Source organism: Pantoea sp. BJFS-204 (genome assembly GCF_049310725.1).
GTDB classification, from domain to species: Bacteria; Pseudomonadota; Gammaproteobacteria; order Enterobacterales; family Enterobacteriaceae; genus Pantoea; species Pantoea agglomerans.
The window spans coordinates 239,433-255,769 of record NZ_JBMOWE010000004.1; the positions used below are offsets into that span (position 1 = coordinate 239,433).

The 16,337-nt window shown below is 52.0% G+C and carries 13 protein-coding genes; 4 read left to right on the plus strand and 9 right to left on the minus strand.

The features are described from left to right. Positions 1 to 278: 278 nt before the first annotated feature. Positions 279 to 452, minus strand: coding sequence for a hypothetical protein (locus ACO6VX_RS14230; protein WP_010671965.1), 174 nt, complete (start codon positions 450 to 452; stop codon positions 279 to 281). A gap of 518 nt (positions 453 to 970) precedes the next feature. On the opposite strand from ACO6VX_RS14230, the gene ACO6VX_RS14235 reads away from it, so the two are divergent. Beyond that, positions 971 to 1,882: a GNAT family N-acetyltransferase gene (locus ACO6VX_RS14235; RefSeq protein ID WP_033774047.1), complete on the plus strand. Its 912-nt coding sequence runs from the start codon at positions 971 to 973 to the stop codon at positions 1,880 to 1,882. 1 nt (position 1,883) lies between these two features. Here the strand turns inward: ACO6VX_RS14235 and ACO6VX_RS14240 are convergent, their stop codons facing one another. Then, a complete protein-coding gene (locus ACO6VX_RS14240; RefSeq protein ID WP_010256916.1) occupies positions 1,884 to 2,129 on the minus strand; it encodes a hypothetical protein in 246 nt (81 codons plus the stop codon). A 382-nt stretch (positions 2,130 to 2,511) separates the two neighbouring features. Here ACO6VX_RS14240 and ACO6VX_RS14245 point away from each other — a divergent pair, with 382 nt between their 5' ends. Continuing rightward, positions 2,512 to 3,057, plus strand: coding sequence for a chorismate mutase (locus ACO6VX_RS14245; protein ID WP_033781041.1), 546 nt, complete (start codon positions 2,512 to 2,514; stop codon positions 3,055 to 3,057). Between the two features lie 22 nt (positions 3,058 to 3,079). Continuing rightward, positions 3,080 to 4,270, plus strand: a complete 1,191-nt coding sequence (locus ACO6VX_RS14250) for a cytochrome P450 (protein WP_163852361.1) — start codon at positions 3,080 to 3,082, stop codon at positions 4,268 to 4,270. Between the two features lie 20 nt (positions 4,271 to 4,290). Here ACO6VX_RS14250 and ACO6VX_RS14255 read toward each other — a convergent pair whose 3' ends face one another. From ACO6VX_RS14255 to ACO6VX_RS14285, 7 genes are all read right to left on the minus strand, one after another. Further along, positions 4,291 to 5,295 (minus strand): substrate-binding domain-containing protein, encoded by a 1,005-nt coding sequence (locus ACO6VX_RS14255; RefSeq protein WP_163852362.1) that lies wholly within the window; start codon positions 5,293 to 5,295, stop codon positions 4,291 to 4,293. Between the two features lie 29 nt (positions 5,296 to 5,324). Beyond that, entirely contained in the window at positions 5,325 to 6,734 is a 1,410-nt protein-coding gene (locus ACO6VX_RS14260) for a sucrose-6-phosphate hydrolase (protein WP_033759900.1), read from the minus strand. Next, entirely contained in the window at positions 6,734 to 8,104 is a 1,371-nt protein-coding gene (locus ACO6VX_RS14265) for a sucrose-specific PTS transporter subunit IIBC (RefSeq protein ID WP_010256928.1), read from the minus strand. The genes ACO6VX_RS14260 and ACO6VX_RS14265 overlap by 1 nt, the downstream gene beginning before the upstream one ends. Positions 8,105 to 8,171: 67 nt before the next feature. Beyond that, positions 8,172 to 9,707 carry a carbohydrate porin gene (locus ACO6VX_RS14270; protein WP_422458180.1) on the minus strand — a complete coding sequence of 512 codons (1,536 nt, stop codon included), beginning with the start codon at positions 9,705 to 9,707 and terminating at the stop codon, positions 8,172 to 8,174. 157 nt (positions 9,708 to 9,864) lie between these two features. After that, positions 9,865 to 10,791: an aminoimidazole riboside kinase gene (locus ACO6VX_RS14275; protein ID WP_022624231.1), complete on the minus strand. Its 927-nt coding sequence runs from the start codon at positions 10,789 to 10,791 to the stop codon at positions 9,865 to 9,867. 219 nt (positions 10,792 to 11,010) lie between these two features. Next, on the minus strand, positions 11,011 to 11,982 hold the full coding sequence (locus tag ACO6VX_RS14280) for a ParB family protein (protein ID WP_422431612.1): 972 nt from the start codon (positions 11,980 to 11,982) through the stop codon (positions 11,011 to 11,013). After that, on the minus strand, positions 11,979 to 13,181 hold the full coding sequence (locus tag ACO6VX_RS14285; protein ID WP_010256940.1) for an AAA family ATPase: 1,203 nt from the start codon (positions 13,179 to 13,181) through the stop codon (positions 11,979 to 11,981). The genes ACO6VX_RS14280 and ACO6VX_RS14285 overlap by 4 nt, the downstream gene beginning before the upstream one ends. Positions 13,182 to 15,242: 2,061 nt before the next feature. Here ACO6VX_RS14285 and ACO6VX_RS14290 point away from each other — a divergent pair. Continuing rightward, complete coding sequence (locus ACO6VX_RS14290) at positions 15,243 to 16,316, plus strand: RepB family plasmid replication initiator protein (protein ID WP_010256943.1); 1,074 nt, start codon at positions 15,243 to 15,245, stop codon at positions 16,314 to 16,316. Positions 16,317 to 16,337 lie beyond the last annotated feature (21 nt).

A 16,337-nucleotide genomic window follows, 5' to 3' on the forward strand; every position in this document is an offset into this window, starting at 1 on the left:
TCCAGCCCTGCATAAAGGATTGTTTAGCGTTTCGATAGCCCTGATAAGCAACAGCAGAAAATGATTAAGCGGTAATAATGATACTGAGCAGGCCGGTATCTGTGCAGATGACGCACTATTATTACCGCTGACCGTGATAACAACGCCATATGGTCGCTGAAAATAACGGGGCAGGCTCTGCCCCGTTTATCATTACGTTAAAAATATGCGTAGAACAGTTAAATAAAACCTGCATCAATAATAAGTAATTGTGCATCAGCCTTATCTTTTAAGCGAATTTAACGCCAGAAAGATTTAATATAAGAGCGGCTGCTGAGCCTTTTAATAAAATGATGCGGACAGGTATAGCGGCGCCCTTCCCACTCCAGATTAAACCACTGAAATTCATCATTTTTAATTTCTTCCAGCAGGGTCATTGCCTGCATCGGCGTCTGAAAAGCATAAGCTTTCATCACGCCCTCCTGGGTGCATAAATCAATATGAACCATGTAACCCCCGGGTGTTAAAAAGATCGAACATTTTATAATTATTGAAAAGCCTCTTTATCATAATCCATTTATCGGCTGCCGATTATCTGATTCCGTATTATTTACGTAAAAATTTCGCATCTATTTCCCATTTAAATTTTTGGGCAACCCTGCCTTATTTCATCAATTAATTTGACCATGTATACGAAATCCAGCCAGACCCGAATAGATCGTAACCCATGTTTAATGCAGCTCAGAGGGTGGCGACGATAAGCGATCACAGAAGATGACGTATACCTGCTCACATTGTCAGCATTGCACCGTCTGGCAGGTCCAGAGCCGTCATGCAGAGGGGATGTAATGGTGCTGGCTGAGAGGTTGAGATGGTCATAAACAGAGCACATCGTTTACACTCTCATCAGCCTCATCTGCAATCCGGCAAAGGTACAGATGTATCGCGGAGCGAGGCAGGAGATCACTGACGGCGGGCAATAAGGAATCTTATGCTGGATTATATGGTGTCGCTCTACCGTACTGTTCCTGTCTCATCTGAACGTCTCAGCGACTGGCTTGCCAGCTGGCTGGCGCAGCAGCAGACACGATGCCACGATCACCATTTTTCTTCCGCCTTTCCATGGCGTGAAACCGGTCTGCCCCAGCACGCCTTTTTGCAGCGAGAACTGACGATAAACGGCCAGCGTTATCTCACCGGGCCGCGCTATCTGGGTGGCGATCCTGCACAGCCCTTTATTGAGGTTGTTGCGCGTGACGGCATCATCGATTACAGGGTCGCTAGCGCCATTATGCAGGCATGGCAGCCGCTGAAACCTCTGAAGCTGCGCATCCTGTTGCCTGCGACTTATCCTGACATCGGTATAACCGATCAACTGCTTTTCCTCAGCGACCTGGCTTCACTCTCTGTTCCTGTCGACGAAGATATTTCACTGGTGACAGCCCGCCGGAAGGATTATCCCGCCTGTATCACGGCGATTAACCGCGCCTATCGTGCCAGCTGGCACACGCTGCCGCATCTGCGCGATCAGCTACTGGCAACCAGCAGGCAGGAATTACGGGAGGATATCGCCGCGGGACATGTGTTTCTGATTATCTGGCAGGGAATAGTGGCAGGGCTGATGATTTGTGTCCCCCGGCGACTGACCTTTATTGAGGGGTTTCAGATTATGGATGAGGTGATTATGCCCGCTTATCAGGGCCGTGGACTCGCCGCGCGCGCTCAGCAGCGTTTGCTGCAGCAGCTTCATCATCATTATGGTGAGAAGGCACTGCTGACCGGTACCATTCTGCCCGGTAACACCCCTTCACTGCGCAGCGCGCAAAATGCCGGGCGACGCTGCGTGCTGAAATATCAGTTTTTTACCCCTGCCGATTTACGTGCGAGCCGACGGGCAATTTAAATCACCATAAAGCCAGCTCAATCAACTTATCCTGCACACTGTAAACGCGCTGCTTAAGGCTCAGGCTCTCGTCTGCGCTGATCCATTTTGCAGCAAACGCACCATTAATTTTTTCCAGTGCGATTTTGGTGCTGCTTTTCAGACCTTCGTGCCAGTTCGCGTCTGAACGTTTTGCCGCCTGTTTTTCCAGGCTCTCAACTAACGCCGCGACACTTTTACCACCGGTAGTAGCTTCGGATACAGACATACCTACCTCGTTTTGCTGCTAAAAAACGGCCACACTCGCGGAACATATTATACCTGAACCCTGATCGGCATGGCGCTTTCCTGTGCGCACTACCCGGCATGCCTCGTAAACTCATTCTGGCATCACAGAGATGACGTAAATGGCGCAACGCCACCTGCATCAGGGGGGAATCCATTCAGACGTCATATCCAATCAACCCGCCAGCATTGCAAATTAATGTGAATTTTTAATGACCATAAAGATAAAAAATAACTTTAAAATTAATGACCTGTTCTCATTTCACTGACCCGCCTTGTGATTCACATTTTGAAAACAAAATAATCATACATAGTTATTTTTTCATGCCTAAATTAGTGCCAGTTTTCATTTATGGAGCAGGCAAATGACTCACTTTGTGGCAATTTTTTTCTCTTCACTGTTTATGTGCAGTAACGTTTTCGCAGGTTCAGTCTCATCCGTCTCTCTTGGGGCGCTTTCTACCTCACTCAACGAACGGATGCAGGTAATGAAAGCGGTGGCGGGTTATAAAGCATTGCATCATTTACCTATTGAGGATCTGCCACGGGAACAGGTGGTGCTGGATAACATGCTGCAAAACGCACAACAGGCCGGGCTTGAACCCCACTCCGTGGAGCCGTTTGTGCACGCTTTGATGAACGCCAGCAAGGCGATCCAGTATCGCTATCGGGCTGACTGGCTCTCATCACCAGACAGCGCTGTTCCTGTCAGGGATCTGGCCGAGACCAGACAGCAGATACAACAGCTGGATACCCAGCTCCTGACGGCGATCAGCCAGCGGCTGATGACCGGCGCCTTCTCGCAGGAGGACAAAGAATTTCTGATGTCACACCTCACGGCACCTCACCTCAGTGAGAGTGATAAAAACAGCCTGTTCGCTTCCCTCTCCCGCATTCAGCGCCAGCACTAATCCTCTATCAGCGGAGTACGCTATGCAGCTTCATGAACTCATGGACCCCGACTACTCTGACAATCCCTTTCCCCTTTATCGAAAACTGCATCAGCAGGGACCGCTTATCCCTGCCGGAGATAAGATCATCATCAGCGGCAGTCACGCGGTGGTGGACGCCCTGCTGAACGACCGGCGGGTCGGTAAAAATTATATGGAAAGTGTCAGAGTAAGATTTGGTGATGATGCAGCCGGACTGCCGCTGTTTCAGGGTATCAGCAGAATGTTTCTGGTGCTGAACCCACCCGATCATAACCGGTTAAGAGGACTGGTTATGAAGGCGTTCAGCGCCCGGGAGATTAAATCTCTTCGGGAGATGGCGCTGACGATAGCCAATGAACTGGTTGATGAACTGGAAGGGCGTCGTGCCTGCGATCTGGCTCAGGCATTCGCTTTTCCGCTACCGGTGCGCATTATCTGCCGGATGCTGGATGTCTCAGAATCTGATGCACCAGAACTGGGTCGCCTTACCTCTGCGCTGGTCAGGGTTTTCGATCCTCAAATCAGTCAGCCAGATTTGCTGAAAGCCGCTGAAGCTTTTGCCGTGCTGGAAAATTACTTCAGTGCCGTGATCGTCTCCCGTCGTGACAGCACCGCCAGCGATCTGGTGTCACTTTTTCTGCGCAGCGACAGTGACGGCGACCAGCTGGATCACGATGAGATCATCGCCAATGTGATACTGCTGTTTCTTGCCGGTCATGAGACAACGTCAAACATGCTGTGCAACACCATTCTGGCCCTGCATGCTCATCCGCAGGAACTTGCGAGCCTGAAACAGAATCATGCGCTGATACCCGATGCCATAGAGGAATGTCTGCGCTACGACAGTTCGGTCCAGATGCTTTACCGCACGACTCTGGAAGAGATTGAGCTGGCAGGAGAGCTCATCCCGCCCGGAACCCGCTTCTTCCTTAGCCTTGGTGCAGCCAATCACGACCCGCTGGTATTTACCTCTCCGGAACGGCTGAATATCCGGCGGCATGAGGGGCGCTGTCTGGCATTCGGTGGCGGTATACATCACTGTATGGGCTACCGGCTGGCACTGGCAGAAATGGAGGTGGCGCTGGAAGTATTACTGACGCGATTGCCAGAGATGCGGCCCGTGGCCGCTGGCGTTCGCCGCAACCACAGAGCTAATCTGCGCGGCGTCAGCGCCCTGCCGGTCGAATGGTAAAGCACTGCAACGCCCGGCGGTTAACCGCGCAGCCGCAGCGTGGCGGGCAGGATAAGCTGACTGTCAGCGGGATCCTCACCAGCGATCATCGTGGTCAGCATAGAAAAGCAGGCCTGCGCCAGTGCCGGGACATTCTGCTCAACCGTGTCGATCGGAATGGAGAGTGAATCATAGAGATAGTGATCGTCGAAACTGGCAATGCGGATGTCGCTGGTCAGCAGGTTATGCTCGCTAATGTAGCGCAGTACTCCCTCCAGCAGACCGCAGGCGGCGGTGAACATCGCTTTAGGGGGGCGTCCCAGCCTGCGACAGAGCGCGGCAAACATCTCATAGCCACTGCCGGGATGGTAGTTACCCTGAATTATCCACTCCGGCCGCAGCGTCACACCCGCCCGCATCAGTCCCTCTTTGAATCCCGTCAGACGATCCTGGGTCGGGGAGAGGTCAGACTGTCCGCCAAGAAAGTAGATCTCCTCCGGACAGGTGCGCGCCAGCTTTTCGACCAGCTCAGCGGTGGGCGTCACAGAGTCGGTGATGACCCAGGGCAGCCTGGTATTGTTCATGTGGCGGTCAAATAGCAGCACCGGCAGCTGTTCGCTGAGGCTGACATAGTCGCTGTCGCTCAGCATACTGGAGGCGACAATCAACCCGTCGACCTGACGCGCCACCAGGTTATTGACCACGGCCATCTCCTGACCGGCATTTTCATCGGTGCAGGAGATCAGCAGTTGCAGACCGGCGGCGCGACAGAGATTTTCCAGCGCATGGGAAAAGGCCGCAAAGCCGTGGTTGGTGATCTCCGGCACCACCAGCCCCAGCGTATGACTGCGGGCGTCATGTAGCATACGGGCGTGTATGCTGGGCTGATAATGGTGTTCCCGGGCCAGTGTCAGAACCCGCTCACGCGTCTCCTTCGCCACCCGTAACTCTTCGCCACGGCCGTTGAGCACCAGGCTGGCAGTGGCTTTAGAAACCCCAGCCAGCCCGGCGATGTCACTGATGGTAACGCGTTTGGTTTTTCTCACGGCAAGGCATCGGTTAGTGAAACAAGGGCTTATTCTACCATGCAGCGACGTAACGACCAGTAGCGGGCCTGCAGTTCTGCGCGACCGCGCAGGGTTAGCATCGCCGGATGGTCCGGAAAATAACGGCTGCTCATCACCCCTTCCCCGTCGTTGATGAAGATCTCAACGCTGGAGTGGTCACACAGGATCTGCAACCGGCGTGCAGCCCCTGTCCAGTAACGATAGGTCCATTGACCCGATACCAGGCTGCGACGGGCAAGCCGCAGTTCATTCTGCTGCCACGTCAGTATCAGCGTATCGGCGAAATTGAGTTCTATATCGCCCAGGCTCTCCAGCTCAAGCTCCAGCCGCTGCGCGGCGATCGGCGGCGCGTCATCGGCGCGGCCCTGATAGTGCAGCTCCCTCTCCCGCAGCGCCTGCAGTTCTGCAATCGGCTGCTGACAGAGCCGGCCATTGCGGGAGCTCAGCTCGCGCAGACAGGTCATCTGATGGATCCAGTGATGCGCCACGGTTGGCTGGGCCATCTCTTCACCGTCTGGCGTTCCCATCCAGCCCACCAGCAGACGCCGGCCGTCAGCGGTCAGCGTGGTTTGTGGTGCATAGAATTCAAACCCGGCATCCATTTCGTTCAGCGGGCCATGCAGGTAGGCAGGCTGCTGATAATCCAGCGAGCCACTGAGCCAGGCGCAGGCGTGACTGTTCAGGTAGCGTTTCTCTTCAGGCACAACACCCTGCGGACAGCAGATCAGATACGTGCTGTCGCCGAGGGTGAACATATCCGGGCACTCCCACATGTAGCCAGCGGCGTCCAGCCCGCCCAGTTCGCTGCCTGCAATCTCGCCGAGATTCTGCCATTCGCGCAGATTATCAGAACGCAACAGCAGCACCCTGCCCTGCAGCTGGGTATTCTGCGCGGCCAGCACCATGTACCAGTGATCTTCATGACGCCACACTTTGGGATCGCGAACGTGGCCGGTGTAACCCTCCGGTACGGCGATAACCGGACCGAGTTTGTCGAAACCGCCCGCGCTGTTCTGCTGCGCCAGACACTGCCACGCGGTGCGCGAACCATCATCAAACTTCACATTACCGGTGTAGATCAGCGTCAGTACACCGTTATCCTCTACCGCACTGCCCGAGTAACAACCGCTGCGGTCATACTCCTCGTCCGGCATCAGGGCGATGGGCTGATGCTGCCAGTGCAGCAGATCGGCTGAGCGCCAGTGTCCCCAGCATTTTTGCTGATGCGCGCACTCCAGGGCGTTCCACTGATAGAAGAGATGATATTCACCGTCGAAATGGATAAAGCCGTTGGGATCGTTAAGCAGCCCGGTTACCGGTGCCAGATGCCAGCCAGGGTAGTGGCTGTCGCTGAGCGCCTTTGGCATACCCTGCATCACCGCCTGCAGAATGGCGGCAAGACGTGTTGATGAGGCCATTATTCAGAATCCGTTTTGTATTTAAGCAGGTAAGAGATCACAAACGCAGTGGTAAACGCGATTGCGATGCCGATGACATAGTTGAGCAGAGAGCCCGCCTGGACAATCGCCATGCCCGGCAGACCGGTCAGCCCGACCGCAGTCATATAAACATGGACCGACACCACCCAGGCACCACCGAGCGCGCCACCCACCAGACCCGCTATAAAGGGTTTCATAAAGCGCAGGTTAATACCAAAGATAGCCGCCTCGGTAATCCCCAGTAGCGCGGAAAACGCTGAAGGCAGCGAAATCGCTTTGATCTTCGCATCGCGGGTTTTAAACCATACGGCCAGACAGGCACCGCCCTGAGCCACGTTCGCCATCGCCCAGATAGGCAGCAGGAAGTTCACGCCGATGGAAGGATTGCCCAGCAGCCCGGCTTCGATAGCGTGAAAGCTGTGATGGACGCCGGTAATCACAATCACCGAATAGAGTCCACCAAACACCAGTCCTGCCAGCCAGCCGGCGTGCGCAATCAGCGTACTGAGAATAAAGGAGATGCCATCACCCAGCATACGACCTGCCGGACCGATAATCAGCAGCGCAATAAAGCCGGAGATAATCACCGTCAGGAACGGGGTCAGGATCAGATCCAGCGCATCCGGGATAACCCGACGCAGCTGCTTTTCCAGCATGCTCATAAACCAGACCGCCAGCAGCACCGGGAACACCGTGCCCTGATAGCCAATCATCGCCACTTCAATGCCGAAGAAGTTCATGGTGTGGAAACCGGCGGCGACGCCCCAGGCGTTGGTCAGCGCCGGATGAGTGAGAATGCCGCCCAGCGTCGCACCAAGAAACGGGTTACCACCAAACTCGCGGGCAGCCGTAAAGCCAATCAGGATCGGCAGGATAATAAAGGCCGCCGAGCTGCACATATCCAGCATGATATAGAGCGCATTTTCCGGATTGACCCAGCCGTAAGTTTTGACCATCCCCAGCAGGCCCATCAGCAGACCTGATGCCACAATCGCCGGAATGATCGGCACAAAGATGTTCGACAACAGGCGAGCGATGCGCTGGAAAGGGTTGAGCTTACGTGCGGCTATATCAGCGGCCTCAGATTTGCTCGATTCACTGATGCCCGCCTCGGCGATAAAGGCAGCGTAGACCTTGTTCACCACGCCGGTGCCGAAGATAACCTGAAGCTGGCCCGCATTGCGGAAGCAGCCTTTAACGCCCTCAATCCGGCCAATCGCGGTGGTATCCGCTTTTTCATCATCGGCCAGCACCAGCCGCAGCCGGGTGGCACAGTGAGCAGCGCTGGCGATGTTCTCTTTACCACCCAGCAGGGGCAGCAATGCCCGCGATATTTTTACATAGTCCATACACACCTCAATCTTGTTATGTTTTTATCCATCCTGATCTCTGGCCCCGGCATCCGGGGCCGCCCGGTCAGAACCAGGTTTCCATCTGTACGCCGAAGTTCCATTCGCCACCGGCATCGAATCCTTTACTGCCGAAAGCGTCGTCACTGGCATAGTTATCCAGCCGGTGATCCCAGTTCATCCAGGTTGCAAAGAGACGAATTTCCGGACGTTTGAGGAAGTCACCGACATCACCGGCTTTCAGGGTTGGCGCAACGGTGAGTTTGGTAAAGCTGCCGCTGACCGCATTACGGTTGTTGTAGCCTTCGGGACGCAGATCCATGTACTGATAAGAGCCTTCATACTGCATCTCAAAGTTCTGGGTGATTTCCTGAATCAGCCGCAGGTTGACTGTCGCCCAGTCATAGCTGTCACCTTTGACGTAACGATCGTCACTACGCTGAGCCAGTAAAGCAGGTGCAATGTGCCAGCCGCCGCCCAGCGGGGTAATACCGTAACTCGCCAGACGCCAGGTGTCCGCTTCCGGCAACAGTGCGCCATCAGAACCAATCGACTTCACCTCTGCGCCCAGTCCATGACCATAAAGCAGTGCAGTTTTCGACGTGCCTTCTCTCAGCCCATAAAAGCTGTCGTTATGCAGGCCAAGCAGCGCATGTACGCCGGTTTCTGCCGCATCGCTTTTGACTCTGAGGCCGTCGATGTCACGGCGATCGTCGTTATCCTTGGCCCGCATACCGCTGACCATCAGTTGTACCGGCCCGACAAAGTTATTCAGCGACAGGATGTAGTTCTGCGCAGTGTTTTCATTGTTTTCAATGTCGCCAAAGGTACGACCATAAAGGGAAATGTTACTGCGCGCCTGATCGCTCCATTTCATGTCGTAAATACCGGCACCGGTACCGGCAAGGAACACCACATCGGAGTCGATCCAGTGAATATCAAAGTTATCGCGATCAAAACGCTTACCGGCCCAGACCGTGGCGTTATCGAATACGCCGCTGAAGGTGGGAAGCTGCCCGAGCTCGACAAACGCCTGACGCAGGTTGAGATCGCTGCTGGCGGCTGTCCAGTCGTTGTAGGTGCGCTGTCCATCGGCCAGCATCGCTTTGAAACGGGTGGTCGCGCCGTTGTCCAGCGTCTGTTTATGTTCGAGGTTGAGCTCAACGTAGGTATCCGGTTCATTACCAAGGCGACCAACGTGACCGCCGGTTTCCCCGGCAGGGGTAACGGTCGGGCCACCCTGAGTTTTGGCGGCCGAGCTGTTCATCAGCAATCCTGAACGGGCATAACCGTGGAACTCGAAGCCACCTTCATCGGCTGATTTCTGTTCCAGTTTCGCGGTGCGCTGCGCGACCTCAGCGGTGGAGTTTTGGGTCTGTTGTTGCACGGCAGCCAGCTGCTGTGCCTGCTTCTCAGCCATCTGTGCCTGTTTCTCCGCGACCTGTGCGCGGGTTTCCGCTGCATTCGCTCGCTGCTCGGCTGCCTGCAGTCGCTGCTCCATGGCCGCAAGGCGTGCTTCAATGCTGCTCATACTGGAGTCGGCCCAGACTGATGTGGAAAGTAATATCGTTGAGAGACTCACTGCTAACGTGCTTTTTTTCATTTTTTTATGTCCCTGAAGAGAGGCTATCATCACCGGATTTTTTGCTAAACCGGTTTAGGCGCAAATCATAGCCACGGGTAATTTCCCTGCGCAATGAAAATTGCTAAACCGGTTTAGTGATTGTGAGATAGCTCCCAAAACAGGGGCAATAAGATAATCAGCCTGGCAGGTCGTCCAGCTGGTGGAGCCGCGGAAGTGCTGTCATGGCCCCTTTAGCCGTGGTTGCCAGTGCACCGCAGCGTTGTGCACTGGTAAGGCAGATGGCCAGCTGCGATTCATCGGCAGGAAGACCCGACTTAGCCAGCCCCCAGAGTAATCCGGCCACGAAGGCATCACCTGCGCCCGTGGTGTCGATGCTGGCCACGGGCGAAGTAGCATAGTGGTATAGCTGGCCCTGATAGCAGGCGATCACACCTTCCCTGCCCCGCGTGACCAGCAATAATTTTATGCTGAATCGCACTGCCAGCTGCGGCATGGTGATAGCCGGTTCCTGATCCGGACAGAGAAAATTGAGTTCCTCGTCGGACAGTTTAACCACGTCCGCATGGCTCAGCGCCTCGTTCACCACCGCATGCAGCAGTTCCGGATCGGGCCAGAGGTCATGACGCAGATTTAAATCGAAACTGACATGCCCGCCTGCTGCCCGGATCTGCTCCATGGCAGTCAGGGTCGCCGTGCGTGAAGGTTCAGCTGATAAGGCAATCGAACAGCAGTGCAGCCACTCCCCGTGCCGGAATACGGGCAGGTCTTGCACCTCAAGAAACAGGTCAGCACTCGGCCTCACCATAAAGGTAAAGGAACGTTCGCCATGGTCATCCAATCCGACCACCACGGTTGAAGTGCGGTGCTGCGTATCAGCGATCATGTAGCGGGTATCAACCTTCTCTTCAATGAGCGTTTGCCGCATAAACTCACCAAAGGGATCATCCCCTACCCGCCCGATAAAAGCGCTGTTTCCCTGCAGACGGGCAACTCCAACGGCGACATTGGCGGGCGCCCCACCCGGACACTGCATCAGGCGACCCGGCATTTCGGGAAGCAAATCAACCACGGCATCCCCGAGGCACCATACGCGTACAGACATAAAAAACTCCTCTGATTAAACCTGATAGCTAAACCGTTTTAGCTATAGCGATAAACCGTGCTGAGTTCAAGTATTACCCTGCGGAAATGATGCGTAATTAACAGAAGTCGTTATCAGGCGAAGAGATAAGATGCGGATTGCACTGTCGGGAGGCCGGTGGAGGAAAGAATAAAAAAACCGGCACAGAGGCCGGTTCTGGTATCAAAAACGTAAAGAGGATTATTTTAATGTGGAGAGTATCTGTCTGATTGACGCGTCGATCTGTTCAGCAATCTCTTTTGGCAGACGGCTGAATTCATACTGCACAGTGCGCTTCTCATCATTAGTTTTACGACGCGCATAGGTATTAGCTGTGGTAAAAGTAGCCAGCTTTTCCGTCACCGTCTTGCTGACGGGTGCAGGTTTTTTTAACTGACGACGGGCGTTTTTAAAGCCGTTAAGAATCGCGCTCTTCTTCTCATCCGCATTGGCGCTTAGCAGGGAATCATCAGCTTTCAGCGTTTGCTTAATATCGCTGACCAGCGCGGTGACATCAACCGCTTCCGCTTTCGCCTCTTCCCAGACATCGAGCAGTAGCTGGTAATCCTGAAGTGTCAGCTCTGATACGACCGGAAAGAGTTCAATAAATTCAGCGGGTACGGCTGCGGCCTGGAACGCACGTGAGACCTTTGCGTTTGAGATGCCTTCTGCTTTAGCAATCTCTGTTTTGCTCATGCCATTTTCGTTCATCAGCATAAAGCGCAGGCCTAATTCACGCAGGTTATGCTCTTTTGCTGTCTGAATGTCCGCAGCCAGCTGACGCGCATCACTAAGGCTCAGTTCATCAGCGGTGACCAGTACTTCCAGACTGGCACCGGTAAGAATGCATGCGGCGCGGCGGCGCGAACCATCCATGATTTCAATCCGGTCACCGTTGACACGACCAATAGCCGGAAAAAATTGCTGCAGCGTAATAGTACGGGTGATCTCCTGAAGCGATTCCGGCGTCAGCGTGCTCTGGTCACGTCCGTTGATTTTTGGGTCAACGCTGGTTCTGGTTTCAATATCATCATGCAGGATTAGCTGGCGCACAAAGGTGGCCTTCGCGCCCGACTTCAGCGTAAATGTGCGCGACTGGCTGCTGCTGTCGATCATGTTTGCGATAGCAGAATCACCAAACTTGCGCCCGATGCGCTGTATAGGTTTGCTCACAAGGTACTCCTGATATATTCAATGCGGTCAAACACAGCCCTTGAGAACTGCTCGGCTTCATATTTAGCTTTGCGCAGAGCGTCCGCACTGCCCGGATAAGAGGAGGGATTGGCACTGATCACCGTATCAAAGGATTCGCCGCAGCGTTCAAATCCATCCAGTCGCGGCAGGCTGCAGTCCAGCATCGATTTAGTAAACACTTCCCGGGCATAGCTTTGCGAAGTCAGGTGATCGTGTTTAGAGGTCATTTTGGACATAAAGCCGATATTGGCTTTAAGCCGTGGCTCAATGCCTTCGGACTCAATACGCTCCAGCATTTCAGGCAGACGCGTCAGATACTTCATGGTGGAGTGGAAATCGACCTGTGCCGGGGGCGTCGGCGTCAGCAGTACATCACTGGCCGCAATTGCATTCAGCATGAATGAATCAAGGTGAGGTCCGGTATCAAGGAAGATAAAATCGTAGTCACCCGCCAGACGATCAATCACGTTGCGGCGTAGTACTTCCGAAGGCGCAACGCCTGGCAGATGCTCAGCAACCAGCTCTTCCCAGTCGCTTGCAACAAAACCATCGTCGATAGAGGCTGGGATCACATCAACGCCGGGCATGACAGTAGGTTTAATGAATTGCTTACGAAGCTGGTCTGCATCCAGATCGTTCAGCATCGCCTGCGCTGCCGTCTCCAGAACTGAACCGACACTGTTGGTATGGCTCAGGAACATCGTGCTTGATGCCTGTGGATCCAGGTCGATAACCAGAATACGCAGGTCATTATGTAACATAGAAGGATGTGCACGCATACCGTGGGCCAGCGTGACTGTGCTCACTGTTTTTGAGACACCACCTTTAAGGCTGACAACGAATACGACAAAGGGGCCATCGTGCCGATCGCGATATTTCGGTACTTTACGATGCTGATAGATGTCGACCACATTCTGTATAGTCAGGGCATATTGTGAGGTGCTGCCGGTCTGTTTTTTCCCAAACTGATAACCTGCTGCTTCCATATCACCAATTGCGGCGACAACAGCATGCTTACTCAGCAATGGCATGTTGGCGACAGCATTCCGGGAGAAGGTCTGGTAAAAACCGGTCTGGTTAAATTCCTGACGCTGCTGCTCAATATGGTTACTCAGTCCATGTAACATGGAATTGGCACGTGTGGCCATTTCCAGCACTCCACCATAATCACGCTTCATAAGCCCCTCTGCGTTAATGTTTTTTGCATACTACACAAAAAGCACATATCTGCCAATTTTTTAGAAAAATGCCAAAAACCTGGATTTTTTCTCCGCGATGGTGAGATGCAAGCAGCATTACTTTTGTGAATCACTGGAAAGTGAATCGCTCTGCTTTTTTGTCTTACAGGCTGGTTGAGACAGATAACTTAAAATGGCGACATTAAACGAATATTTTAAGGGCTAATGATTCGGAGCGGTGCATTCCGATTCTGATAAATCATCTGCCAGTCTGCAGGTTGCTCGTTAAATTGTTTTCGTGTTTTTTTAATGGTGTTTTCAGCATGAAAATTCAATAAAAGTTATTATAAATCATTTAATTAAGCGTGAAATGGCCTGGTGAAAAATTTCCAGGATTAATGCACTTTCACTCAACATTTACTGCTGACGTAGAGTTTTACTCAGAAGCTATTACAGTGCTTTTGAACCTGAAGGAGTATGCATAACGGTAAAGTACGCAAGTAATCGTTACCGCTATCATTGCTAAATTAAGATCACTGCTTCCAAATCTATACCTTTTATGCCTTGTCATTATGTAGCGTTCATAATCTGCGTTGCTGCCTGTCAACATAATGTCAGGCGTTTTCCGCATAGGGTTTTTATTGCAAGGCTTAATCCAGAAAAGAGAGGGATTTAATTCCCTTCATCATTATGTGATGTCACGAATCAAAATCATCGAAGAGTTAAGACTGCCGATTTAAGAGCATGAGTAGGAGTAGGAGTAGAGAACAGGCTTAATGCGGCAAGGCTTAGAGCAATATTAATTGGGGCAAGTCACCATAATGTAGCTATGCCGGACAGTCAGAATTAACGCTCTACTGTGCTTGATTCAGCTCCCGATACAATCTTTTCATCTTCATATCATTCTTACATTCCTGAAATTACTTCATTCACGCTAAGCCTATTTATTAGTTTAAGTTATTATGCCGAACGCATTTTTCTTACTGTCGTTCTTCCTGTTCTTCCTGTTGTTCCTGTTGTTCCTGTTGTTCCTTCACTGGTGCCTTATTAACTTCTTCCGGGAAAGTTATTTTAAGTGCCTTTTTAGTATGTCTGACAGATTCTGAGTACTGACATAACAAAGATATTACGTTAAGTAAGAATCTTATGGTGTTTTCATCATGAAAATAAAAAATAATCCATTATTTATCAAATAGATAGGCGATTAACATCATGGTGAGTTTTCTGTATTTTCACTGACCGATTTTCTGAGGCCTGATTTAAACTTATAACCCTAAAGATTTAATGGTTATAGGTGTATGCAACATTCCAGTCTTACCTATGCTCAGCGTTAGATCGTTTTAGCAGTAAAAGACCTTCTCAGTCGTGCTTCTGATAAACCGCACATTCAGAACTGAAGGTGAAAATCACTTCTGACTGGGACTCTCAGCTAATTCTTTGTTTTGTGTGTTTTATCCCCGTTATCCACAGGCCAGATCCAATTGGTCGATCCTCAATAGATCAAATTGAGATCCTTAACAGATCCCTGCAGCGTCTGAAGCCTTGTGACACAAGGCCTGGAAGGGGGTCAGTAACCACTGTAGCGAGAAGAATAACCACTATAACGAGTATAACAACCACTATAGCGAGAAAAGCAACCGCGCTGGCGAGTACTCAACAACCACTATAGCGAGTAATTGGCCTGAATCGGTGTGCATAACCCTGATTATGCGTAGATGACGGCTTCTTCCAGGGTGCTTGCGATGAAAGAGTGAGATCCAGTAAAGGGGGAGGGCGGTGGCTCGACTCTTTTTCAGTTAGTTTTCTCAGGTTATCCACTGAATAGATCCAATAACAGATCCATTTAAGATCCTTATCAAGTTCCTTAAAGATCCCAGCATCGCCTCAGGCCACGGTATGACTACGTTAAAGCCGGGTCGCTAACCACTATAACGAGTAAAACAACCACTATATCGAGAGAAATAACCACTATGGTAAGTAGATTAACCGCTGTAGTGAGTGATAGTATCCACTGTATCGAGTAACAGCGGCTCTCGCCTGTTCACATCACGGATCTTCCTAATGCCAAGAAAAGAACCAGATATCCTGAACATAGCTGATGCGTTTAGCGAAACAGATAAACGTACAGGTGAAGTTGTTACTCTTACCCCCAACAGTAACAACACCGTCCAGCCAGTAGCATTGATGCGACTCGGTTTATTTGTTCCGACGTTAAAATCCACAGCGCGCAGTCAGAAAAACCAGATGAACGCCATGGATGTGACCCAGGATCTTAAACAGTTATCCCTGGTCAGGTCAGAAGGCTATGACAACATTAAGATTCTGGGTGCCCGCCTGGATATGGATAATGATTTCAAAACCTGGGTCGGGATCATTCGTGCATTCGCTACGCATGAGTGTCTGGGAGACACGGTAACGCTCTCTTTCGTTGAATTTGCCAAACTATGCGGCATACCCTCAGTGCGTCTCTCCTCGAAGCTCAGGAGCCGTCTGGATGCTTCGCTGACGCGTATTGCCTCTAACACCCTGACTTTTACCAGTAAGGGCGGAGAGAACTACACGACGCATCTGGTGCAGTCTGCGAAATACAGCATCAAGAAGGACACGGTAACGCTGCAGGCCGATCCCAAGATCTTTGAGCTGTATCAGTTCGACAGAAAGGTTCTGCTGCAGCTTAAAGCCATCAATGAGCTGGCACGCAAAGAGTCTGCTCAGGCGCTCTACACCTTCATTGAAAGCCTTCCGCCGAAGCCTGCGCCGATATCTATGGCGCGTCTGCGCGCAAGACTTAACCTGACATCGCGTGTGATTACCCAGAATGCCACCGTCAGAAAGGCCATGGAGCAGTTAAAAGAGATCGGCTATCTCGACTACACCGAAACCCGACGTGGCTCATCAGTCTACTTCTGGGTTCATTATCGTCATCCTAAGCTGCGCCCGGCCGAACTGCCGCTCAGTAAGTCAGGCCTGATCGATGATGAGATGGATGAGTTTGACGATCTTGATATCGATTCCGACGTAATTGACGTCAGCCTGCCTGAACCGGTGATTGAAGAGGATAGCAGTGAGCTGGTGATGGTCTCGCGTGAAGAAAAAGAGCTACTGAACAAAATCAGGAAGCAGAAGAAGCAATGACACGCTTTCTGCTAGCATGCT

Excerpts from the sequence above, each read along its gene's own strand:
- ACO6VX_RS14230 (WP_010671965.1), bottom strand. The coding sequence starts at position 452 with ATGAAAGCTTATGCTTTTCAGACGCCGATGCAGGCAATGACCCTGCTG.
- ACO6VX_RS14290 (WP_010256943.1), top strand. The coding sequence starts at position 15,243 with ATGCCAAGAAAAGAACCAGATATCCTGAACATAGCTGATGCGTTTAGC.
- ACO6VX_RS14275 (WP_022624231.1), bottom strand. The coding sequence starts at position 10,791 with ATGTCTGTACGCGTATGGTGCCTCGGGGATGCCGTGGTTGATTTGCTT.
- ACO6VX_RS14270 (WP_422458180.1), bottom strand. The coding sequence starts at position 9,707 with ATGAAAAAAAGCACGTTAGCAGTGAGTCTCTCAACGATATTACTTTCC.
- ACO6VX_RS14245 (WP_033781041.1), top strand. The coding sequence starts at position 2,512 with ATGACTCACTTTGTGGCAATTTTTTTCTCTTCACTGTTTATGTGCAGT.
- ACO6VX_RS14260 (WP_033759900.1), bottom strand. The coding sequence starts at position 6,734 with ATGGCCTCATCAACACGTCTTGCCGCCATTCTGCAGGCGGTGATGCAG.
- ACO6VX_RS14285 (WP_010256940.1), bottom strand. The coding sequence starts at position 13,181 with ATGAAGCGTGATTATGGTGGAGTGCTGGAAATGGCCACACGTGCCAAT.
- ACO6VX_RS14240 (WP_010256916.1), bottom strand. The coding sequence starts at position 2,129 with ATGTCTGTATCCGAAGCTACTACCGGTGGTAAAAGTGTCGCGGCGTTA.
- ACO6VX_RS14265 (WP_010256928.1), bottom strand. The coding sequence starts at position 8,104 with ATGGACTATGTAAAAATATCGCGGGCATTGCTGCCCCTGCTGGGTGGT.
- ACO6VX_RS14235 (WP_033774047.1), top strand. The coding sequence starts at position 971 with ATGCTGGATTATATGGTGTCGCTCTACCGTACTGTTCCTGTCTCATCT.
- ACO6VX_RS14250 (WP_163852361.1), top strand. The coding sequence starts at position 3,080 with ATGCAGCTTCATGAACTCATGGACCCCGACTACTCTGACAATCCCTTT.